The sequence below is a fragment of the Bacillus sp. JZ105 genome, from assembly GCF_053903125.1.
In genome coordinates this window covers 2,868,201-2,889,192 of the sequence record NZ_CP096387.1, presented here as the reverse complement: position 1 = coordinate 2,889,192, position 20,992 = coordinate 2,868,201, and the positions used below count along the sequence as shown (strand labels likewise).

General features: G+C 40.5%; 20 protein-coding genes and 3 pseudogenes. 18 read left to right on the top strand and 5 right to left on the bottom strand.

Translation table 11 applies throughout. From position 1 onward, the window contains the following. Positions 1-76: 76 nt before the first annotated feature. From M1D81_RS14955 to M1D81_RS14930, 6 genes are all read left to right on the top strand, one after another. Positions 77-301: a hypothetical protein gene (locus M1D81_RS14955; RefSeq protein WP_456266492.1), complete on the top strand. Its 225-nt coding sequence runs from the start codon at positions 77-79 to the stop codon at positions 299-301. Positions 302-381: 80 nt separating this feature from the next. Next, positions 382-1,056: a zinc metallopeptidase gene (locus M1D81_RS14950; protein ID WP_251216286.1), complete on the top strand. Its 675-nt coding sequence runs from the start codon at positions 382-384 to the stop codon at positions 1,054-1,056. Positions 1,057-1,104: 48 nt separating this feature from the next. Continuing rightward, the gene (locus M1D81_RS14945; RefSeq protein ID WP_456266493.1) at positions 1,105-2,397 is read left to right on the top strand and encodes a hemolysin family protein; all 1,293 of its coding nucleotides are present in this window, start codon (positions 1,105-1,107) and stop codon (positions 2,395-2,397) included. A 112-nt stretch (positions 2,398-2,509) separates the two neighbouring features. Beyond that, positions 2,510-2,911: a secondary thiamine-phosphate synthase enzyme YjbQ gene (locus M1D81_RS14940; protein ID WP_456266494.1), complete on the top strand. Its 402-nt coding sequence runs from the start codon at positions 2,510-2,512 to the stop codon at positions 2,909-2,911. Positions 2,912-2,927: 16 nt separating this feature from the next. Then, entirely contained in the window at positions 2,928-3,956 is a 1,029-nt protein-coding gene (locus tag M1D81_RS14935; protein ID WP_456266495.1) for an NAD(P)H-dependent flavin oxidoreductase, read from the top strand. Between the two features lie 23 nt (positions 3,957-3,979). Continuing rightward, a complete protein-coding gene (locus M1D81_RS14930) occupies positions 3,980-4,228 on the top strand; it encodes a hypothetical protein (protein ID WP_044332487.1) in 249 nt (82 codons plus the stop codon). Positions 4,229-4,249: 21 nt separating this feature from the next. On the opposite strand, the gene M1D81_RS14925 is transcribed toward M1D81_RS14930, so the two are convergent. Continuing rightward, entirely contained in the window at positions 4,250-4,990 is a 741-nt protein-coding gene (locus M1D81_RS14925) for a protein-glutamine gamma-glutamyltransferase (RefSeq protein WP_456266496.1), read from the bottom strand. A 156-nt stretch (positions 4,991-5,146) separates the two neighbouring features. Here M1D81_RS14925 and M1D81_RS14920 point away from each other — a divergent pair. The 8 genes and pseudogenes from M1D81_RS14920 to M1D81_RS14885 form a co-directional block, all read left to right on the top strand. Beyond that, positions 5,147-6,196 (top strand): annotated as a pseudogene (locus tag M1D81_RS14920) (cache domain-containing protein); the annotation flags it as partial. Next, positions 6,188-7,138, top strand: a complete 951-nt coding sequence (locus M1D81_RS14915) for a methyl-accepting chemotaxis protein (RefSeq protein ID WP_456270905.1) — start codon at positions 6,188-6,190, stop codon at positions 7,136-7,138. The pseudogene M1D81_RS14920 and the gene M1D81_RS14915, both read left to right, overlap by 9 nt. Positions 7,139-7,263: 125 nt before the next feature. Beyond that, positions 7,264-8,310 (top strand): annotated as a pseudogene (locus M1D81_RS14910) (HAMP domain-containing protein); the annotation flags it as partial. Beyond that, positions 8,305-9,255, top strand: a complete 951-nt coding sequence (locus tag M1D81_RS14905; protein ID WP_390892037.1) for a methyl-accepting chemotaxis protein — start codon at positions 8,305-8,307, stop codon at positions 9,253-9,255. The pseudogene M1D81_RS14910 and the gene M1D81_RS14905, both read left to right, overlap by 6 nt. Positions 9,256-9,428: 173 nt before the next feature. Next, a pseudogene (locus M1D81_RS14900) lies at positions 9,429-10,466 on the top strand (HAMP domain-containing protein); the annotation flags it as partial. Continuing rightward, positions 10,458-11,405 (top strand): methyl-accepting chemotaxis protein, encoded by a 948-nt coding sequence (locus tag M1D81_RS14895; protein ID WP_456270904.1) that lies wholly within the window; start codon positions 10,458-10,460, stop codon positions 11,403-11,405. The pseudogene M1D81_RS14900 and the gene M1D81_RS14895, both read left to right, overlap by 9 nt. A gap of 164 nt (positions 11,406-11,569) precedes the next feature. Continuing rightward, the gene (gene tlpB, locus M1D81_RS14890; protein ID WP_456266498.1) at positions 11,570-13,561 is read left to right on the top strand and encodes a methyl-accepting chemotaxis protein TlpB; all 1,992 of its coding nucleotides are present in this window, start codon (positions 11,570-11,572) and stop codon (positions 13,559-13,561) included. A 90-nt stretch (positions 13,562-13,651) separates the two neighbouring features. Continuing rightward, positions 13,652-14,176, top strand: a complete 525-nt coding sequence (locus M1D81_RS14885) for a type 1 glutamine amidotransferase domain-containing protein (protein ID WP_024423278.1) — start codon at positions 13,652-13,654, stop codon at positions 14,174-14,176. Between the two features lie 74 nt (positions 14,177-14,250). On the opposite strand, the gene M1D81_RS14880 is transcribed toward M1D81_RS14885, so the two are convergent. Beyond that, a complete protein-coding gene (locus M1D81_RS14880; RefSeq protein ID WP_456266499.1) occupies positions 14,251-15,243 on the bottom strand; it encodes a Gfo/Idh/MocA family protein in 993 nt (330 codons plus the stop codon). Positions 15,244-15,440: 197 nt separating this feature from the next. On the opposite strand from M1D81_RS14880, the gene M1D81_RS14875 reads away from it, so the two are divergent. From M1D81_RS14875 to M1D81_RS14860, 4 genes are all read left to right on the top strand, one after another. Next, positions 15,441-15,758, top strand: a complete 318-nt coding sequence (locus tag M1D81_RS14875; protein WP_456266500.1) for a MauE/DoxX family redox-associated membrane protein — start codon at positions 15,441-15,443, stop codon at positions 15,756-15,758. Between the two features lie 137 nt (positions 15,759-15,895). Then, a complete protein-coding gene (locus M1D81_RS14870) occupies positions 15,896-17,038 on the top strand; it encodes an AI-2E family transporter (RefSeq protein ID WP_456266501.1) in 1,143 nt (380 codons plus the stop codon). 127 nt (positions 17,039-17,165) lie between these two features. Beyond that, positions 17,166-17,999 carry an undecaprenyl-diphosphate phosphatase gene (locus tag M1D81_RS14865; RefSeq protein ID WP_025094210.1) on the top strand — a complete coding sequence of 278 codons (834 nt, stop codon included), beginning with the start codon at positions 17,166-17,168 and terminating at the stop codon, positions 17,997-17,999. A 373-nt stretch (positions 18,000-18,372) separates the two neighbouring features. Next, the gene (locus tag M1D81_RS14860) at positions 18,373-18,846 is read left to right on the top strand and encodes a stress protein (RefSeq protein ID WP_456266502.1); all 474 of its coding nucleotides are present in this window, start codon (positions 18,373-18,375) and stop codon (positions 18,844-18,846) included. A 35-nt stretch (positions 18,847-18,881) separates the two neighbouring features. Here M1D81_RS14860 and bioB read toward each other — a convergent pair whose 3' ends face one another. From bioB to M1D81_RS14845, 3 genes are all read right to left on the bottom strand, one after another. Further along, positions 18,882-19,877 carry a biotin synthase BioB gene (bioB, locus tag M1D81_RS14855; protein WP_456266503.1) on the bottom strand — a complete coding sequence of 332 codons (996 nt, stop codon included), beginning with the start codon at positions 19,875-19,877 and terminating at the stop codon, positions 18,882-18,884. Between the two features lie 157 nt (positions 19,878-20,034). Beyond that, positions 20,035-20,388, bottom strand: coding sequence for a hypothetical protein (locus tag M1D81_RS14850; protein WP_456266504.1), 354 nt, complete (start codon positions 20,386-20,388; stop codon positions 20,035-20,037). A gap of 215 nt (positions 20,389-20,603) precedes the next feature. Continuing rightward, the gene (locus M1D81_RS14845) at positions 20,604-20,981 is read right to left on the bottom strand and encodes a helix-turn-helix domain-containing protein (protein WP_024425910.1); all 378 of its coding nucleotides are present in this window, start codon (positions 20,979-20,981) and stop codon (positions 20,604-20,606) included. Positions 20,982-20,992 lie beyond the last annotated feature (11 nt).

The window sequence follows — 20,992 nt, the reverse complement described above, 5'->3', positions numbered from 1 at the left end:
CACATTTTTTCATCTTTGTCATGTATTGAAATAGAACCCATATCTTAAAATAAGGGAGAAGAAGGAGGGAATTCGAATGTCGTTTGTTCAAAAGACCGTACTTCTTTTTATTGGCGCGCACTTTTTATCATCAGCTGTCATCTTACTCGTGTTTGATTTAAATGCTGTGAATCATTTTATGAATGATTTTTCATGGCTGCACTTTTTTCAAGACCTTTATGGTACAGTGACTTTTTATACAGCTTGCTTAGGGGTGTTCTTCTTTTTCATTGGTGCGCTTATCCCCCTGAAAAAGACCTAGTGCTTTTTGCTGTACATGATACATAAAAGTCATTAAAATTGTAAATAAATATATAAAATAAAAGGAAGCTGATGAGCATGCTGTTTTTTTATTTTTTAACATTTGCCGCATTGGGATTATCATTTTGGGCACAATTTAAAGTGAAGAATAATTTTGAAAAGTATTCAAAGGTGGAAGCATCCAGTATGAAAACAGGAGCTGAAACCGCTCGATATATTTTAGATCGCAACGGGTTATACGACGTGCCTGTTGAACCGGTAAGAGGAACTTTGACTGATCATTACGACCCGACGCAGCGTGTGGTTCGTTTATCTGAACCTGTGTACTACGGCCACTCCATTTCGGCCATTTCAGTCGCATCACACGAGGTTGGACATGCCTTGCAGCATCAGGAATCCTATGGTGCGCTTGTTTTGAGACATAAAATCTTTCCTGTCGTGAACTTTGCATCTGGTGTTGCTCCGCTTCTTTTCCTTGGTGGAATTTTGCTTAGCAACCTTAACTTAATCGGGCTTGGGATCATTTTGTTCTCAGCAGCTGTATTCTTTCAGCTTGTGACATTGCCTGTTGAGTTTAATGCAAGCTCTCGTGCAAAAGATATCATTGTTTCAGAAGGAATCATTAGAAGCAGTGAAGAAAGAGGCGTGAACAAGGTGTTAAATGCTGCAGCTCTGACGTATGTAGCAGCGGCCCTTGTCTCCCTGTTTGAATTGCTCCGTTTTGTAATGATCTTCCTAAATGGCCGTAATGATTAATTGATGCCAGAGGAGGTGAGCCCTTACCAGTGTTAGGTAAGGGTTTTTTTGTATATTTTAAACGTATTTTTAGTCATATTACTCATTGCTGCGACAGCATTTTTTGTTGTCACTGAATTTGCGATTGTGAAAATTAGAGGCTCTAAAATCAATCAGCTGATCGAAAGCGGTGATAAGAGAGCCATCCATGTTCAAAAGCTGATATCAAATCTTGACGAATATTTATCCGCGTGCCAACTTGGCATTACCATCACGGCTTTAGGTCTAGGGTGGCTGGGTGAGCCGACAGTGGAGCATTTTCTGCATCCGCTGTTTGAAAAAATCGGGCTTCATTCCGCATTGACTGACATCCTTTCGTTTATCATCGCGTTTGTGATCATTACATTTTTACATGTCGTTGTGGGAGAACTCGCACCTAAAACAATTGCTATTCAAAAGGCAGAGGCGGTCAGCCTCGTGACAGCAAAACCACTCATCTTTTTCTATAAAGTCATGTACCCGTTTATTAAAGCATTAAATGGGGCTGCAAGAGGCATTGTGAAATTATTTGGTTTTCATTCTGTCAAAGAACATGAAGTGGCGATCAGTGAGGAAGAATTGCGACTCATTTTATCTGAAAGCTATGAGAAGGGTGAGATTAACCAATCTGAGTACAAATATGTGAATAAAATCTTTGAATTTGATAACCGAGTGGCGAGAGAGATTATGATCCCGCGTACAGAAATTTCAGCCATAGAGATGGAACAGACCTTAGAAGACGTGACCCATTATATGCTGAACGAAAGGTACACCCGCTACCCTGTTATTAAAGAAGACAAAGATCATGTGATTGGTGTTATTAATAGCAAAGATGTTTTTAAGGCCAGCTTCCTAAATCAAGATGTATCTATTGAAGACTTAATGCGTCCGGTGATCCGAGTCATTGAAAGCACCCCTGTTCAAGAATTGCTCATTTTGATGCAAAAGGAACGGATTCATATGTCAGTGCTCGTAGACGAATACGGAGGAACAGCGGGACTTGTCACAGTAGAGGACATATTAGAGGAAATTGTCGGAGAGATTCGAGATGAATATGATCAGGATGAAACACCGCACATCGTTAAAAAAGGTGATTTCCATTATGTGATGGATGGGAAAGCATTAATTGATGAAGTAAATGATTTATTGGATTTAGCTATTGAGAATGATGATGTTGATACAATTGCAGGCTGGATGATGACGCATAAAATTGATTTTGACATTGGAGATACGATTGAAGCAGAAGGCTGTGAATTTACAATCATTGATGCTGAAGACCACCATATTCGAACCATTGAAGTCAAAAAGGTTCACTTTTCTTAAAACCTCGTATTGCTTGACGAGGTTTTTTTGCTTGGTAAACTTTAGCTAAGAAGATTTGTTTCATATAAAAAGGGTATGGTTTTTATAGAAACGTGAAAAAGGAGCAGCTCATATGAAAAAAATCAATGTACAAACAGACAGACGCGATGACATGATCGATGTCACACACGAGGTTATCCAATATGTCAGGGAAACAGGCATACAAAACGGAACTGTCATCGTCTATTGTCCACATACGACAGCAGGGATCACCATTAATGAAAATGCGGATCCAGATGTGAAACGGGATATGCTTCGCCGGCTTGATGAAGTCTTTCCGTGGGAACATCCAAAGGACCGCCATATGGAAGGAAATACGGCAGCACATATGAAAGCCAGTTATATGGGGGCGTCTCAGTATGTTCTTATTCATGATGGAGATCTTGTGCTTGGCACGTGGCAGGGAATCTATTTCTGTGAGTTTGACGGGCCGAGGCATCGTCATTTTTATGTACAAGTGTCGTCAAACGAGTAAGAGATGGGGGAAATAAATGGGGGATATCAAAAAGTTGCAAATCGAACATGGAATCATCCAAGCGCCAATGGCAGGAGGAGCTGTGACACCGCAGCTGGCAGCCGCAGTTTCAAATTACGGAGGGCTTGGCAGCCTGGCGAGTGGATATGTGCAGCCTGACCATTTGAGACAGCAGATAAGACAGGTCAAACAGCTGACATCTCACCTGTTTCAGGTCAATGTGTTTGTACCAGAGCCAATTCCTGATGTGAAAAAAGAGGATATGGCATTTTGGGAGAGGAAACTGCCTGTATGGCCCGAAGCTCAAAGGATGCCAAGCGAAGAAGAATTGTGGGATGATTTTGAACAGAAAATCAACATTCTTCTGGAAGAAGACGTTCCGATTGTTTCCTTTACATTCGCCTGTCCAAAAGAACAAACAATTCACCGCCTAAAACAAAAGGGGATCTTTTTAATCGGAACGGCCACAACAAAAGAGGAAGCACTGCTTTTAGAGGAAAAGGGGCTGGATGCCATTGTTCTGCAAGGAAGTGAAGCGGGAGGGCACCGCGGCACATTTTTACATACAAAAGGAGACGCTCTGCTGGGACTCATCAGCCTGATCTCTGATGTCAAACCGCTCTGCCGCGTGCCTTTGATTGCCGCAGGAGGCATCACAGACCGATCAGGTGTGAAAGCAGCGCTAGCACTTGGAGCGGATGCGGTTCAAATCGGTACACGGTTTTTAGCCAGTCAGGAAAGTGCTGCAGCAGAGGTATACAAGAAGGCTATTTTACAGGCAGAAGGCAGTGAAACAAGGGTGACAAGGCTTTTTTCTGGGAAAAGAGCGAGAGGTATTGTGAATCAGTGGATGGAGGATGAAAGCCTGCATGAAGATCGGGTTCTTCCTTATCCAGTTCAGCATGTATGCACAACACCGATGCGAAAAGCAGCAGCTGCCGGCGGTAACCCTGATCAAATGGCTCTGTGGGCAGGACAGGGGGTTGGACGTATTCACTCGATTTTAAGCGTTGAAGACATCATGCACGAACTGACGCAGACATAAAATCATGACCGGTGGTGTGACAGATGGACATCTTAAAATATTCCTACCGAAAAAAAGGCCAGATTGAATTTTGGTTTGATGATTTCCCTCATTCTCCTGCTGTCCTTACGCCCATTCGTCATTACTATTTTGTTCGCTACGTGAAATGGAGCCGGCACGACTCGCCGGTTACAAGAAAAGATTTAGAAGAAATGGAGGTCCTTGCGAACACGATGCTTGGCACACTCCAAAATTATCGTAAACGCAAGGCATACAAAAGCCCCTTGTCATAACCAAGAGACAAGAGGCTTTTTTTAGCTGCCAAACATTTGCCTGAGATAAATCACATCCATCCGGGTAGTCTGCGGTAATAAGTAAGCGGATTGAACCGCACCTGGCCGTCTTCTCTTATTCAGTTTGTCGATAATTTCTGCCGCTGTTAAAATCCCAAGCCCATGACCGTAATATTGATCTTCTCCTAAGTAAATCACATTTTCCCCGCGCCATTGCGACTGCTGATAGCTAAACTCTGGATTTTCGAAATATAAACAATCCCCATAGATAAAATCATTCCCGCGCTCTGTATAAATCGACAAAGTATCATAGTGCCAGTCATACAATGTTAAACTCCGAAGTCTTCGATTAAACTTCTCCTCTCCTACTGTTTGCAAAACCCCCATATAAAACACAATGACAATGGCCGTAGCACATTCAAACGCATATTTTGAACCATTTTCAAAAATGTCTTTAATGCCTCTAGATGGTTCCACTTGATAGCGCAGCTCTAGTGCTCCTGCTTCCGATACACGCCAATACGCATCATTTGCCCGCGATCTTTGGAAGATGGCAAATGAGGCACCGCTTTTATGCAAATCTCTTGCAGCATTCATAATGTTCGATCTTAAAGTGACCTCAAATAGCAAATCAGATGCTTGCCTATAGCGGAACGTATCATTCGAGGTCTGTAACTGCATCAAAATGATCCGCTTTTGTCCCTCTAGCTGAAACGATGCCAGCTGCTCATTTGTCACTGGCTGTCCTGAAAGGATAATCATATGAAAAGCGCCCCCTTTTGTATTAGCGTATGCAGGGTGCTTGGGCAAGGAATCAATTTGTGAAAATAAACAAAATAGCATCCTTTTTATTTGAAAAACATGAAAATACTATGAAGATGTCCGATATAAAACATATCGTTTAAAAGGAGGAAAAACATGAAAAGTGCAATAAAATGGTTGAAAAAACCATCGATTTCCAAAAGACTGATTATTTCATTCATACTCGTTCTCGTCTTGCCAATCATTACACTCAGTACGATTTCATATCAGATTGCCAAAGAAGAATTAGATCATGAAATCATGTACGGAGCAAAAGCAAGAGTCAATGATCTGAATGACATGATCGAGCAAAAGCTTTTGAATAAAGAAAACGCAGTGAAACTTTTTACTCAAACAACTACTGCTGCAGACTTTAAAAAGAAAAACCAAGACGAACTGTATGAGCATTTTGAAATATACAGCAAAATCAACGAAGATGATGTGGTTGGATTTTATGCAGCAAGTAAAAATCGTGATTTCATTCAGTTTCCTAAAGTAGACATGCCAAAAGGCTATGACCCAACAACACGCGATTGGTATCAGCAAGCGATGCAGGATGAAAAAGGTGAGCCAGTTGTCACCAATCCATACATTTCTGCCACGACAAACGGTATGGTGGTCACGATTGCCCAGCGCCTGAAGGACGGGTCGGGAGCGATCGGAATCGATATAGATGTGCAAGACATTGTTGATAAAATCAAAGAAATAAAAATTGGACGAGAAGGATATCCAATTATTGCGAATAAAAACAAACAAATTGTAGCCCATCCAGAAGAAAAATCAGGATCTGAGGTCACAGGAAATATTTCATCAATCCTTTACAGCGGCAAAGAAGGAACATCAACTTATGAGAATAAAGGAGAACAAAAACGTATCGTTTTTGTCACAAATGATTTAACAGGTTGGAAAATTGCTGGAACGATGTTTGTATCAGAAACAGAAGAAGCAGCACAGCCAGTTTGGGATTCTGCCATTATTCTTTTAATTTCTTCATTTATCCTTGGCGGTGTCGCTATCTTCTTCATCGTTCGCTCGATCACGATTGGACTGAGAAGGCTTGTTGATTTCTCAGAAAAGGTGAGTGAAGGCGATTTAACAGAAACCCTCGAAACCAAATCGAAGGATGAAATAGGAGATCTCACAAGAAGCTTCAGCAAGATGAGTGAATCTCTTCGTGACGTCATTCGCGCTGTACAGCAATCTGTCGACAATGTGGCTTCGGCTTCAGAGGAGCTGACGGCAAGTGCCAGCCAAACGAGTCAAGCAACAGAGCATATCACGATGTCGATTGAACAATTTTCAAATGGAAATGAAGCACAAAACGAGAAAGTCGAATCCAGTACGAATCAGCTTGTGGCAATGAACGAAGGATTACAAGATATGTCACAAACCTCATCTGAAGTGGCTGCTGTCTCACTTCAATCAACAGAGGCGGCTGGTCAAGGCGGGCGGATTGTTGAAAGCACAGCGAGCCAAATGAAACATATTGATACATCTGTACAAGAAGCAGAACAGGTCATGAAAGAATTAGAATACAAGTCTAAAGATATTACGAGTATTTTAAATGTCATTAATGGCATAGCGGATCAAACAAATCTACTTGCGCTTAATGCAGCAATTGAAGCAGCAAGGGCAGGTGAATCAGGACGCGGCTTCTCCGTCGTTGCAGAAGAAGTGAGAAAATTAGCTGTCCAATCCGCAGATTCAGCGAAAGAAATTGAGAAGCTCATCCAAGAAATTGTGTTAGAAATTGCTAAATCTCAAGATATGTTCAAAACAGTCAATCGAGAAGTAAACGCAGGACTCAGTATGACAGAAGAAGCAAAAGAAAGCTTCCGGCACATTTATGAGGCGGCAGAAGGCATGTCGAAAAAACTGTCGCAATTAAACGATACAGCCATTGACCTATCGAGCGGTTCAAAGCTTGTTTCACAAGCGATGCAGGAGATGCGCCAAGTCTCGAGAGAAAGCGCAGCAAACATTCAGGACATTGCGGCTTCTGCAGAAGAGCAGCTAGCATCTATGGAAGAAATCACATCTTCTTCTGTGACACTTGCCAACATGGCAGAGGAATTAAAAGAGCTTACAAGTCAATTTAAAATTAATTAAATAATGATGAAAAAGTATCCAGAATTGTCTGGGTATTTTTTTTATTTTTAAACCATCCTTCCAGCCTCTAAAAATACACCTTTCATCCGATAATAACTTTAGAGAGGTAAAGGGGGAAAGTTAAAATGGGAAAAATGATCCAATGGTTCAAAAAACCATCCATTTCAAAGAAATTAATCATTGCCTTCTTGGTAGTTCTTATCCTGCCGACTGTGGCACTGACAATTAGTGCATTTTCTACATCAAAGACAGAGCTGGACAAACAGATTATGGGCAGTGCGATGAGTCAGGTCAATGCATTTGATACGTTAATCAATGAGAATATTGGCAACAAATCAGATGCTGTGACACTGTTTTCAGACTCGTTCAAAGCGTCTAATCTTCAAGAAAAAAATAGAAATGCGACCATTAAAGAATTACAGCAATTTGGAAAAATTAATGAAAAAGATGTATCCGCGATCTATGCAGGCTCTGAAAAGGGATTGTTTATGCAATATCCAGTTCAAAAGATGCCAGATGGCTACGATCCAAGAGAACGTCCATGGTATCAAGAGGCATTGAAAGCAGAAAACGGCAAACAAGTCATCACAAAACCATATGTAGCAGCATCTACAGGCAAAATGGTTATCACAATTGCCCAAAAAACGAAAGATGGTTCTGGTGTCATTGGTCTTGATATGGAAATTGACAGCCTGCTCCAAAAACTAAAAGAAATCAAAATTGGGCAAAAAGGCTATGCTTTTATCATGGAAAATGATAAAACGGTTTTAGCAGATCCAACCCAAAAGTCAGGAAGTCAGGTCAATGAAAATCTAGCCAGTATTATCTATAAAAACAAAGAAGGAAGCGGCAGCTATACCCTCAAAGGAACAGATAAAAAGGTTGCATATGTCACCAATGAATTAACCGGCTGGAAAATTGGTGGAACGATGCTCGTATCTGAAGTAGAAGAAGCGGCAAAGCCCGTTTTCAATACTGCCATTATCGTATTCAGTGTCACACTCATTGTAGCAGGAACCCTCATTTTCTTTATCGTCCGCTCTATATCAAAAAGATTATCCAATCTTGCCCGATTCTCGAAAAAAGTCAGCGAAGGTGATTTACGCGATAAGCTTCAGACGCAGTCAGATGACGAAATTGGACAAGTTGGTAAAGGCTTTAATACGATGATTGATTCATTGAGATCCCTCATTGGAGCCGTTCAAACTTCAGTTGAAAATGTCGCATCTTCATCAGAAGAACTGACTGCCAGCGCAGGACAGACAAGTAAAGCAACAGAGCATATTACACTAGCTATTGAACAATTCTCCAGCGGAAATGAAAGCCAAAATGATAAAGTCGAATTGAGCTCAGTTGAGTTAGAGGAAATGAACCGCGGTCTTCAACATATGAATGAATCGGCTGAATCTATTACTGCTTCATCGATTAAATCAACAGATATTGCAGGGGAAGGCGGACAGCTTGTTGAAAAAACCGCTTCTCAAATGAATGTCATTGATCAGTCCGTGAAAAAAGCAGAGAATGTCATCAGTGCACTTGAAAGTAAATCTAAAGACATTACCCAAATTCTCGGTGTCATCAATGGAATTGCTGATCAAACGAATTTACTTGCACTAAATGCAGCAATTGAGGCAGCAAGAGCTGGTGAATCTGGGAGAGGTTTCTCCGTTGTAGCAGAAGAAGTAAGAAAACTGGCGGTTCAATCTGCCAATTCGGCAAAAGAAATTGAGAATTTGATCAAAGAAATCGTGCAAGACATCGATGTATCACAGGAAGTATTCACTGCGGTGAATCGAGAAGTTCAATCAGGCCTAAGCTTCACTGAACAAACGAAAGTAAGCTTCCACAATATTTTCGAAATGACAAAAGAAATTTCTGACCAGCTTCAAACAATGAATCAAACCGTTGTCCAGCTTTCAAAAGGCTCTGCACATGTGTCAGAGGCTGTACGTGAGATTGCAGATGTATCACGTGAAAGCTCGGCAAATATTCAAGACATTGCTGCTTCAGCAGAAGAACAGCTGGCATCAATGGAAGAAATCAGCTCGTCCTCTGCCACACTCTCTTCGATGGCAGAAGAATTACGCGATTTAATTAGCAAATTTAAGGTGGAATAGACAGGAAGAAAAGAGCCTCCAGCTAGAGGCTCTTTTTTATTAGATAAACCCAAAGAAGTGGGTAATTATACTTATTTTTTGGATTTTTTGAACATTATTCCTTGAAAAATAATTCATATTACCTAAGAATAGAAGAGAAAGACCACAAATCATAAATCAAAAGGAGTAGAGTCATGAAAAAAATCAACTTTTTTAAGCACTTTACGATGTCGAAGAAATTAATTACAGCATTCTTAGCGATTCTCCTAGTGCCAATTCTCGTATTGGCTGCATTTTCTTATGAAGTAGCATCAAAGTCTCTTAATGATGAGATTATGTCTAGTGCTGCAAATGGTGTTCAACAATTAAATGAACTCATTAATAAAGATATACAGCCTAAAATTGACATTGTTTCATACTTATCCAAATCGGTCAAAAAGAGTGAATTGACTGCTAAAAACAAAGATTTACTCAAACTGAAATTAGAGCAATTATCGGAAACAGATGACGATGTAGTAGAAGTATTTGTTGCAGATCAAAATGGTAAACTAACCGAATATTCCGAGATTCACAAAGGTAATGCAAAGAGCGCAAAAAATGAACCATGGTTTCAGCAATCGATGGGAGAGAAGAAACTCATCATTTCAGATCCTTTTGCTGATAAGTCATCAGATGACCTGCTCATCACAATATCAGAACAGTTAGCGGATGGATCTGGTGTGATTGGGGTGAATGTACGATTAAATACGGTTGTAAAAGATACAAACAGCATCAAAATTGGGCAGGAAGGCTATGCGTTTATCGCCACATCAGATCATCGTTATGTGGCTCATAAAACCGATAAGGCTGGGACAAAGCTGACTGGTGACTTCATCTCAAAACTATATGATAAAAAAGCAGGCAGCTTTGAATATGAATATAATGGCCAGCCGAAGCAAATGTTTTTTGACACAAATGAAGCAACAGGCTGGAAGCTTGCTGGAACGATGTATGTGAATGAAGTAAAAGAAGCCGCACAGCCAGTGTTCGACTTAACCATGATCATCCTTGCGGCTACGATTGCCATTGGCGGAATCGCGATTTATTTTATTATTAAATCGATTCGAAAGCCACTGATAGAGCTCTCTGAATCGGCTGAAAAAATCAGTCAAGGTGATTTGACCCAGCATATTGAAGTCCGTACGCACGATGAAATCGGTAAACTTGCGCAAAGCTTTAACGACATGTCAGCTAAGTTGAAGCAAGTCATTCAAGCCGTCCAAAATTCCATTGAAAATGTGGCTGCTTCGTCTGAAGAGTTAACGGCAAATGCAGGACAGACAGCTCAAGCGACCGAGCATATCACATCATCTATTGAACAGTTCTCAAACAGCACTGAACATCAAAATGATATGATCGAAAAAAGCTCAGTCCAGTTAAACGAAATGGATCGGAGCTTATCACATATGGTCGACACAACCTCTCATATGATGGAATCGTCGATCGAATCGAGCAAAACCGCTCAGGCTGGAGGAGAACTCGTTCAAAAAACAGCAGGTCAAATGCAAACGATTGAGCAGGCAGTAAAAGAAGCAGAGCTTGTCATTGCAGGATTGGAGCAGAAATCAAAGGATATTACAAACATTCTTGGGGTCATCAACGGTATTGCGGATCAAACGAATCTCCTTGCTTTAAATGCTGCGATCGAAGCCGCACGAGCAGGTGAAGCAGGCAGAGGCTTCTCTGTTGTCGCAGAAGAAGTCCGCAAGCTGGCAGAGCAGTCAGGAAGCTCTTCAAAAGAAATTGAAAGTCTGACCAACGAAATTGTGGAAGAAATAGAAAAATCGCAGAAAATGTTTAAACAAGTAGCAGGTGAAGTACAAGCTGGATTAAACATTACAGATGAAACAAAAGTGAGTTTTGAGAAAATCACTGATAAAACATCAGAAATGACAGAACAAATGAAACAAATGAACGGATCAGCCAAAGAGCTATCGCATGGCTCAAATGATATTTCTCATGCGGTGAATCAAATCAAAGAGCTCTCAAGAGAAAGCTCAGCAGGCTTCCAAGATATCGCAGCTTCAGCAGAAGAACAGCTTGCATCTATGGAAGAGATCAGTTCATCCTCTGCCACTTTATCTCAGATGGCAGAAGAACTAAGGGAACTCATTAAACAATTTAAAATGTAAGAGAGTAGCGAAACACCTGACGCCAAAACGTCAGGTGTTTTTCCATTCGATGCATATAAACTGGGTAAATTGGACTTATTTAGACTTTAATAAGTTAAAAAAGTGAAGAACCTAGTAGTACTTCCGATATATATACTATCTTACTAAAAGGAGTTTTCTTTTTTATGAAATTCATACAGTATTTCAGAAAGCCATCTATTTCAAAAAAGCTCGTATTCTCTTTCTTATTTATTCTTTTATGCCCAATCATCGTATTGGCATTCTCTTCATACCATACGGCAAGCACCTCTTTAAATGATCAAATTATGCAAAGTGCAAAAGAAAACGTAGAGCAGCTAGATAAAAATATTACGAAAGTTGTAAAAGTGAAAACAGACGCAGCCGATTTCTTTAGCAAATGGATCACGGAGAAAAAACTCAAGCAAAAAGGAACGACTGATATTCAAGGACGCTTTGAGCAGTTTATGAGTATGAATGAGGACACAGAAGGCATTTTTGTCGCTTCAAGTGACGGCAAAGTGTTTTCAAGATATCCAAATAAAAAAATGCCTGCTGACTATGTCGCAACAGAGCGGGATTGGTATAAAGACGGCTGGGCGAAAAACGGTGAGCTGTCTGTTTCAGCACCATACGCAACGGCTTCAACCGGTACGCTTGTGGTGACCATCTCTAAAAAATTAGAGGATGGATCAGGCGTCATCGCAATGAACCTAGACATTGCAAATCTAGTAAAAGAGTCCAATAGCATTAACATTGGGAAACAAGGCTTTGCCTTTATTGGAAGTCCAGATCGCACATATGTGGCACATCCAAAGAAAAAGGCGGGAACAAAAATATCTGGTGGTGAGTGGTTAGAAAAACTGTATTCACAAGATAGCGGAGCTATGAGCTATATGTTTGAAGGAAAAGAAAAGCAAATGGAGTTCACCACAAACAAGGCGACTGGCTGGAAGATTGTCGGTACGATGTTTGTCAGTGAAGTAGAAGAAGCTGCACAGCCAGTCTTTAACATGGCCGCTATTATTTTAACAGGCGCGCTTATCATTGGCGGGATTCTAATCTTCTTTATCATCCGTTCCATTACAAAACCACTTTCCACTCTTGTCTCTTCTTCGAAGAAGATCAGTCAGGGAGATTTAACAGAAAAAATTGATGTCCGCTCAAAAGATGAAATTGGACAGCTTGGCACAAGCTTTAATGAAATGAGTGAGTCCCTAAGAGATGTCATTCAAGCAGTACAAACATCTGTTGAGAATGTTGCTTCATCATCTGAAGAACTGACGGCAAGCGCAGATCAAACAACAAAAGCAACCGAACATATTACATCATCTATTGAAACATTCTCAAACGGCAACGAAAATCAAAGCGAAATGGTGGAGCAAAGCGCGGCTCATTTAAAACAAATGAATGAGGGTCTGAACGAAGTTGCCGAAACGTCTGATGTCATCACAGCGTCATCTGTTCAATCAAAAACCGTCGCGGAAACAGGCGGACAGCTTGTGGAACAGACCGTTGGCCAAATGAAGACGATTGACCATTCAGTGAAAGAAGCTGAAGGCGTGATTAACGGGCTAGAGCATAAATCAAAAGATATCACAAACATCCTAGGCGTGATTAACGGCATTGCGGATCAAACGAATTTACTTGCACTAAATGCCGCCATTGAAGCAGCACGTGCAGGCGAGTCAGGCAGAGGCTTCTCTGTTGTGGCCGAAGAAGTGCGTAAACTAGCGGTTCAATCATCGGATTCAGCAAAAGAGATTGAAAAGCTGGTAAATGAAATCGTCACTGAAATTGAAACATCTCAAAATATGTTCAAAGCAGTGAATGAAGAAGTGAAGAATGGTCTTACAATTACAGATCAAACGAAAGAAAGCTTCTCACAAATAAATGAACAAACAGCGGAAATCGCAGCAAGAATGAATGAAATGAATACAACGGTGCGCGAGCTCTCGAAAGGCTCTGAGCAAATTTCTAAAGCAGTGAATGAAATTGCAGATGTATCAAGAGAGAGTTCAGCAAGCATCCAAGATATCGCAGCATCTGCTGAAGAGCAGCTTGCTTCTATGGAAGAGATTAGTTCTTCATCCACAACTCTTTCCCAAATGGCGGAAGAATTACGTGATTTAATTAAAAAATTCAAGATCAGCAAATAAGGTTAAGTGGTTCTCCTCAAGGGGAACCGCTTTTCTTTTTAAGAGGACATCTCGTACAATAGAGGAAATCGAAAGAAGAGGAGAGATAGTATGCGTTTATCAGATAAGAAGGTCATTGCGTTTGTCAGCGATGATTTTGAAGATTTAGAGCTGTGGTATCCGGTTCTGCGTTTAAGAGAAGAAGGAGCAACAGTCCATCTTGTAGGTGAAAAAGCAAATCATGAGTACATCGGGAAGTATGGTGTGCCGGCGGTATCCGATGCAGATTTTTATTCCATTCAAGCTGATGATTATGATGCTGTGCTTGTCCCTGGGGGATGGGCGCCTGATAAACTGCGCCGTTATCCAGAAGTATTAGACATCGTCCGTACATTTGATGCGAAGGCAAAACCAATCGGGCAGATTTGTCATGCCGGCTGGGTGCTGATTTCAGCAGGAATCCTGAAAGGCAGACAAGTGACAAGTACACCTGGTATTAAAGACGATATGACAAATGCTGGTGCGGACTGGTTCGATGAGGCAGTCGTCACAGATGGCCACCTCATCTCCAGCAGACGTCCGCCGGACCTTCCGCCGTATGTGAAAGCATTTGCGGATGTGTTAGCGGCAAAATAAGTGACTGATACGAAACGTAAAAAAACAAAGGGCGAACAAATCAATCATTTGCCCTTTGTTCATCATTTCATGTCCTATACATTTTGTCTGTCCGCAGGATACATCACACCCATTTGTCTTCTCGCTTCGTCCATGACGGACATAGTTTGAACAGATAGAGCAAATGTATTGACGGGAGACTGCCCCATTCCTTGCTGAATACACTCAATAAAATGATTGATTTCATAAGACATAGCTGGCTGATCATCTTTGAGAGAGATGTCAGTTTGATGTCCGTCACGGTCATGAATCGTAATTTGTGAAGGACGGTGGAATTGATCAATCACCATGGTGGCATCCTCACCTTGAATTTCAGCCGATAAATGAGACGTTGACATTTTAGAATGAAAAAGAAGTGCTTGATGCCCGTCATACTGTAAAAGGACTGAACCGTTCCCATCCACACCAGAAGAAAGCTTATAGCCTCTTGCGGTGATTTGGTTCGGCAGGCCAAATAAGTATATGACTGGGTAAATGAGGTACACTCCGATATCCATTAAAGAACCATTGGATAGCTCAGGCTTAAAGGCATTTGGAAGCTCGCCGCTTCGATAGGCATCGTATCTTGAGGAATATTTACAGTAATGCGCGACCACTTGTCTGATAGGTCCAAGCTGATCAAGATGCTGTTTGATTTGAAGGAAATTAGGCAGAAATGTCGTTTTCATCGCTTCCATCAAACAAACGTGATGTTTTTTCGCTGCGGCAATCATTTCTTCCACTTCTTTTCGATGAGAGGCGAATGGTTTTTCGCATAAAACATGCTTTTGATGCTCCATCATCAACATGGCTTGCTCTTTGTGAAGGGCATTCGGACTCGCAATATACACGGCATCAAACGTATCACTTTCCGCCATTTGTTGTAAGTTCGTAAAAACCGTATCAATCCCATATTTTTCGGCAAAGGCCTGTCCTTTTTCAGCGGACCGTGAATAGACGGCTGTACATGTAAAATCCGCTAGTTCTTCACCAGCTTGTAAGAACCGATCTGTAATCCAGTTCGTTCCGATGACAGCAAATCGAATCATGTGATTCCCTCCTTCTGCTTTTCTCTGATTATACATGCTTTGAAAGCGTTTGTATGAAAGAATATTCTTTTTATTGAAAAGCGGATGAAACCTTTATATAGGCTGATACGTCTTACACAAAGGATATAAATGTACGAAAAGTGGGTAGTTTCTTCCTTCTTCGGGTAATACTCAGGATAGAAGGGAGAGGAGGAAACATGAAGCGCGTCCTGCATATAGGAAGTACATACATCTTTGCGCTTTTATTCATAGCGGCTGGTATTTTTCATGTAATAGAGCCAAGCGGCTTTGCCCGCATGATGCCAGGCTGGCCCTTTCCATATGTAATGGTCTATGCAACGGCATGTCTTGAATGGCTGCTGGCCGTGCTGCTGCTTTTGCCAAATGTCAGGATTGCAGCGGCAAAATCCATTGCTGTTTATTTGTACTCATTTTCCCTGCAAACTGATTTGCTGCTCGTGAGGGAATACCATTTCCAGGTCAAGCACATACAGAACAAGCCTTGCTGTGGATAAGGCTTATTGGACAGCCGATTCTCATTGTATGGGTGATGTCTATTGTAAATGGGAAAAAAGCTCAAACAATGATCACCATATCATGACCAAGTAGTGTACAATTTACTCATAAAATAGCCCGTGTTTGGAGGAACGATATGAACTCTATGCAAATGTGGAGCAGTCGATTTAGAAAATTTTTTCTTGATAACAAGTTTGTTCTCTTTTTACTCGTCCTGTTATTAATTGGATTGAATATCCTTGTTTTCATGAAAACATCATTTATTTTCACACCGCTCATTGTAATCGTCAAAACCATTGCCTTACCGATTATTTTAACGGGGGTCGTGTATTACTTATTAAATCCAATTGTCAACTTATTAGAGAAAGCAAGAATCAAGCGGATCTATTCCATTTTGCTTTTATATATTGTCATTATTGGGATTATTACAGTGACCGTCGTGTCTATTATTCCTTTTTTACAAGCTCAAACCATGAGTCTATTTCATAATCTACCGAAATACGTCGATACGGTAGAAGAGCAAATTAGACAATTAACGGGAAGTAACTTTATTAATCAAGTGCAAAACTCGATGAACTTTAACGTGTCTGAATTGGTAAGTAAAGCATCCAGTCAAGCGACGAAGATTTTGGAAAGCACCTTTACAGGTGTAGGAACATTCTTAGGGGCGCTCACAGAAGTCATCATCTCGATCGTGACTGTGCCATTCATTCTGTTTTATCTATTAAAAGACGGCAAAAAGCTGCCCGACTATCTATTGAAATTTTTCCCAAATAAAATGAGGGAACATACACATATCATGCTTCACGAAATGAACCACCGTCTGAGCTCGTATATTCGCGGACAGATCATTGTCAGCTTCTGTATCGGTATTCTTCTTTTTATCGGTTATAAGATCATTGGACTTGACTATGCGCTGCTGCTCGCTATCATTGCTGCATGTACAAGCATCGTGCCTTACCTTGGTCCAACAATTGCGATTACACCAGCGATTGTGATTGCACTTGTGACGTCACCAATAATGCTGTTAAAACTCATTATAGTCTGGACAGTGGTTCAGCTCGTTGAAGGGAAATTCATTTCTCCTCAGGTGATGGGGAAAAATCTTCATATTCATCCCATTACGATTATTTTTGTCATATTAACAGCTGGTAAATTGTTCAATGTGGTCGGCATCATTGTTGCTATTCCGACTTATGCCGTGCTGAAGGTCATTACGACTCACTTATTTGATTGGTTTAAAATGCGGTCCAATTTATATAAAGAAGAAAAGGTTTGATGTCATAATCTTTTTTTGAAAAAAATATAGTATCATAAAGACGAGCTTTCGATGAAGGAAGCTTGTCTTTATGTGGACATAGATGTTTGGCGTGTTCAAAAGATCAGAATTGAAAGGAAAGAAAATCATGAATCTATGGGATTTATTCGTGGCACTGGTTTTAGGAATTGTCGAAGGATTAACAGAGTACGCACCTGTTTCATCTACAGGTCACATGATCATTGTCGATGATCTTTGGTTAAAATCCAAGGAAATTATTACGCCAGAAGCGGCTAACACATTTAAAGTTGTGATTCAGTTAGGCTCAATTTTAGCTGTCATGATCGTGTTTAAAGATCGTATTTTAAACTTATTAGGCTTAAAGAAAAATATCACCGAAGAACAAAAGCGCAGCGGGCATAAACTGACCATCGCCCAAATTGCTGTTGGACTTGTTCCAGCCGTCATTTTAGGATTCTTATTTGAAGATTATATTGATAAATACTTATTTGACGTCAGAACGGTCGCGGTCGGTTTGATTTTAGGGGCAGTGCTGATGCTTGTCGCTGACTGGATCAATAAACGAAAAACAGAAACAAGCTCTGTCGATAACATGACGTACAGACAAGCGCTTTATATTGGACTGTTTCAATGTTTGGCATTATGGCCAGGCTTCTCGCGCTCAGGTTCGACGATCGCAGGCGGGGTTATTCTTGGTTTGAATCACCGTGCTGCGGCAGACTTTACATTTATCATGGCGATGCCGATTATGGCGGGAGCCAGCTTGTTAACCCTTGTGAAAAATGCCGAATATTTAACACCGGACATGCTGCCATTCTTTATCGTCGGCTTTGTGAGTGCGTTCGTTGTGGCTCTCTTTGTTGTTCGATTCTTCCTAAAACTGATCAATAAAATCAAACTGGTGCCTTTTGCGATATACCGAATTATCCTAGGTGTGATTTTATTTATCCTGTTCATGTAATACTGTAAACTACTCTTTTATAAAGAGTAATTTCAGCGTGTAGACAAACCCTCGCATTCGGTGTCAGGTCTGCGCTCCAGTGCTCACGAATGTCGAATTCGCTCCGCTCCGGTGCTCGTCCTTCCTAGACTGCAAAGGTTTTCTATCACGCTGAAAAGAAGGCAAAGGGCTAAAATCAAGATCATTTTAGCCCTTTGTCAACAATCTGAAACTACTCTTTTATAAGAGTAGTTTTTTTGTTATTTCGCCTAATTAAACAGTAAAAACACCCTCTTAATTGGTAGAATAAGAATTTTTTTCATAAATTAGTGTTTAAGAGACAGATAAAGGGGGTAGTACATAAACATACCAATTAAAGGAGGAGTTAGAAATAATGAGGAAAACAAGCAAAATGTTTATTGGTTCTGTCATTGCTACGTCAATGATTGCTGCCCCTCTATCTCTTACGACTTTTGGTCAAACGGCTGAAGCTGCTACAACAACAGGTGTTGATGGAAGTGTCTCAATTGATCCAGTAGCCATTGCCGATAAAATTGAACAAGCAGTAAAGTCATCTCAAAATCGTGATGGATTCGTAAAAAATGCCGCATACAGTGCGTTCTATGAAGCAGGTCAAAACTACAACGTAGTTGTCCAAAACTTAAGCCAAGACCACGACTTTAGCGGTCTGAACAATGTTGTCTACTATGATAGTGTTGAATATGACGGTATTACGTTTGGTATTTGGGTATTTGAAGATGGTACGTTTGTCAACAATGGTGACGGTGGGTATATTAACTGGACGTTTGTTGGCAGCTTTGACCGAGAAGATGGAAGCGGAACTGTCGACTTTCATAAAAGATTCTAATCTTAAAAGTCTGCCGGTGAATCGGCAGACTTTTTTTATAACGCACAATCTTCTATTTCAAACCCTAAATCTTCAATGATGTGATGATCCGTTTGGACTTGCTGGCCTTTTGTTGTTAAATAATCACCAACAAAAATGGAATTTGCTGCATAAAGTGCGAGCGGCTGGAGAGTCCGTAAATTAAACTCTCTGCCTCCGGATACTCGAATTTCCTTTGTTGGATTGACAAATCTCATCATTGCCAGCACTTTCAATGCTTTGATGGGGTGTGTCCGTTTTTGATGTTCAAGCGGTGTTCCCTCGATGGCATGAAGAAAGTTGACTGGAATTGAATCCGCATCAAGCGCTCTGAGCGCAAAAGCCATTTCAACGATTTGCTGATTGGTTTCACCCATTCCAATAATGACCCCTGAGCAAGGTGACATGCCAGACTGTTTGACCTGATCAATGGTCGACACGCGGTCATTGTATGTATGAGTTGTCGTAATGTGATCATGATGATCGTGATGCGTATTGATATTGTGGTTATATCGATGAACACCCGCTTCCTTCAGCCGCTTCGCTTTGTCTTCATTTAATAACCCAAGACAGGCACACACCTTCAAAGGCATCGTTTCAGTGATCTCCTTGACTGCTGCTGTCACTTCATCTAATTCCCTATGAGAAGGCGCTCTCCCGCTTGCCACAATACAATAAGTCCCGGCTTTTCTTTTGAGAGCTTCACGCGCACCAGCTACAATGGTCTTTTGATCAAGCATTGTATATCTTTCAACTGGTGCTTTTGAAATCATCGACTGTGAACAATATCCACAGTTCTCAGGGCAATATCCACTTTTTGCGTTAAAAATCATATTTAATTTCACCTTTTTTTGAAAAAAATGAAATCGCACTTGATAGGCTGCATGCATAATAGGTAACAATTCTCTATCGTCAGCTTCAAGAATGTCTAAACCCTCTTGCGCTGTGATTGGTTCATTTTTCATTGACTTCTCCGCTATTGCTTCCCAAGACAAAGATATGTGTTTTATCATCATCAGCCCCTTAATATGTAAACTTATTATAAATAAAAGTTAACATATTGGTTGGTCTATAGCAAGAATTGAATGTCTAGCTGGTTTTAGAGAATTGTCACATTATGAAAGGCGATGATGATGTCATCGCCTTAAGCTTAATAAATTTAAAAGAGTTTTAGTAGGTAATTGTATAGTTGTTAATCACAAGTTCACCATTTGAATTTAGATAAGATACTTTAACAAAGCCAGGTTTTAAAAAGTAAATCCAAGTGAAATTTGGAGCAGTTTGTTTCAGTTCAACAGCATCAGTACTACCGGACAAATTTATTTTACTGATTGGAATTGAAAAAGCATCAGACCATCCTACCTTAACTTTACGGTCGATTGTAATGACTTTATTCATAATAGGAGCTTTTGCTACGACTGGTTCTTTTGGCTGTGCAGCTGCATGAGCCCCTTCAGTTTGAGAGAACGTAAGAGCACCTACAGCAGCTAAAGACAATGTACAGATTTTCATGAATTTTTTCATCGGTAATACTCCTTTTTCTAGTATATACATATATTAATAATAATAGAATTATTTGTCAATTAAATATATGAAAAAAGAGTAATTGTGGAGAAAATTGTCACATATTTGTTGGAAAAGACATGATTTTTTATTCATAAGCTATTTCTTTTTTAAGGGAAAAAGAGGTATAAAAAAAGCTGGGTTTGTCCCAGCGTAAAGCAGATGAAAAGAGATGATTAATTGTCGTCTCGCTTTTTTGGCTGACGACCTTTCTGCTTCTCTTTCTCTCTAATGTAGTTAATAAAATCGATGGTTTGTCTTCGTGCTTCTTCGGAAAAATCTGAGGCTGCTTTAAACGCAATTTGCAAATCAGGATCGTCTGCAAGATCGTCATCGGGCCTGCCTTTGTCCTTACCTGTGAGAAGATAATCGGTTGAGACCCCATATAACTCGGCAATTTTCACAATCATTTCACCGTCGGGCTTTCTCAAGCCATATTCCCAGTTTGCATAAGTGGACATCGCCTTTAATCCGAGTTTTTTAGCAACTGTTGACTTGCTCCATCCATGCTTTTCTCTTAATTCAGTTAGAATCTTCCCAGTCAAATTATCCATCAGAAACACCT

Bases quoted from the DNA above. Each gene is read 5' to 3' on its own strand.
- M1D81_RS14870 (WP_456266501.1), top strand. From the start codon at position 15,896: ATGAACTCTATGCAAATGTGGAGCAGTCGATTTAGAAAATTTTTTCTT.
- M1D81_RS14895 (WP_456270904.1), top strand. From the start codon at position 10,458: ATGTCAGCTAAGTTGAAGCAAGTCATTCAAGCCGTCCAAAATTCCATT.
- M1D81_RS14880 (WP_456266499.1), bottom strand. From the start codon at position 15,243: ATGATTCGATTTGCTGTCATCGGAACGAACTGGATTACAGATCGGTTC.
- tlpB (WP_456266498.1), top strand. From the start codon at position 11,570: ATGAAATTCATACAGTATTTCAGAAAGCCATCTATTTCAAAAAAGCTC.
- M1D81_RS14930 (WP_044332487.1), top strand. From the start codon at position 3,980: ATGGACATCTTAAAATATTCCTACCGAAAAAAAGGCCAGATTGAATTT.
- M1D81_RS14925 (WP_456266496.1), bottom strand. From the start codon at position 4,990: ATGATTATCCTTTCAGGACAGCCAGTGACAAATGAGCAGCTGGCATCG.
- M1D81_RS14845 (WP_024425910.1), bottom strand. From the start codon at position 20,981: ATGGATAATTTGACTGGGAAGATTCTAACTGAATTAAGAGAAAAGCAT.
- M1D81_RS14955 (WP_456266492.1), top strand. From the start codon at position 77: ATGTCGTTTGTTCAAAAGACCGTACTTCTTTTTATTGGCGCGCACTTT.
- bioB (WP_456266503.1), bottom strand. From the start codon at position 19,877: ATGATAAAACACATATCTTTGTCTTGGGAAGCAATAGCGGAGAAGTCA.
- M1D81_RS14935 (WP_456266495.1), top strand. From the start codon at position 2,928: ATGGGGGATATCAAAAAGTTGCAAATCGAACATGGAATCATCCAAGCG.
- M1D81_RS14915 (WP_456270905.1), top strand. From the start codon at position 6,188: ATGAGTGAATCTCTTCGTGACGTCATTCGCGCTGTACAGCAATCTGTC.
- M1D81_RS14940 (WP_456266494.1), top strand. From the start codon at position 2,510: ATGAAAAAAATCAATGTACAAACAGACAGACGCGATGACATGATCGAT.
- M1D81_RS14875 (WP_456266500.1), top strand. From the start codon at position 15,441: ATGAAGCGCGTCCTGCATATAGGAAGTACATACATCTTTGCGCTTTTA.
- M1D81_RS14905 (WP_390892037.1), top strand. From the start codon at position 8,305: ATGATTGATTCATTGAGATCCCTCATTGGAGCCGTTCAAACTTCAGTT.
- M1D81_RS14860 (WP_456266502.1), top strand. From the start codon at position 18,373: ATGAGGAAAACAAGCAAAATGTTTATTGGTTCTGTCATTGCTACGTCA.
- M1D81_RS14850 (WP_456266504.1), bottom strand. From the start codon at position 20,388: ATGAAAAAATTCATGAAAATCTGTACATTGTCTTTAGCTGCTGTAGGT.
- M1D81_RS14865 (WP_025094210.1), top strand. From the start codon at position 17,166: ATGAATCTATGGGATTTATTCGTGGCACTGGTTTTAGGAATTGTCGAA.
- M1D81_RS14885 (WP_024423278.1), top strand. From the start codon at position 13,652: ATGCGTTTATCAGATAAGAAGGTCATTGCGTTTGTCAGCGATGATTTT.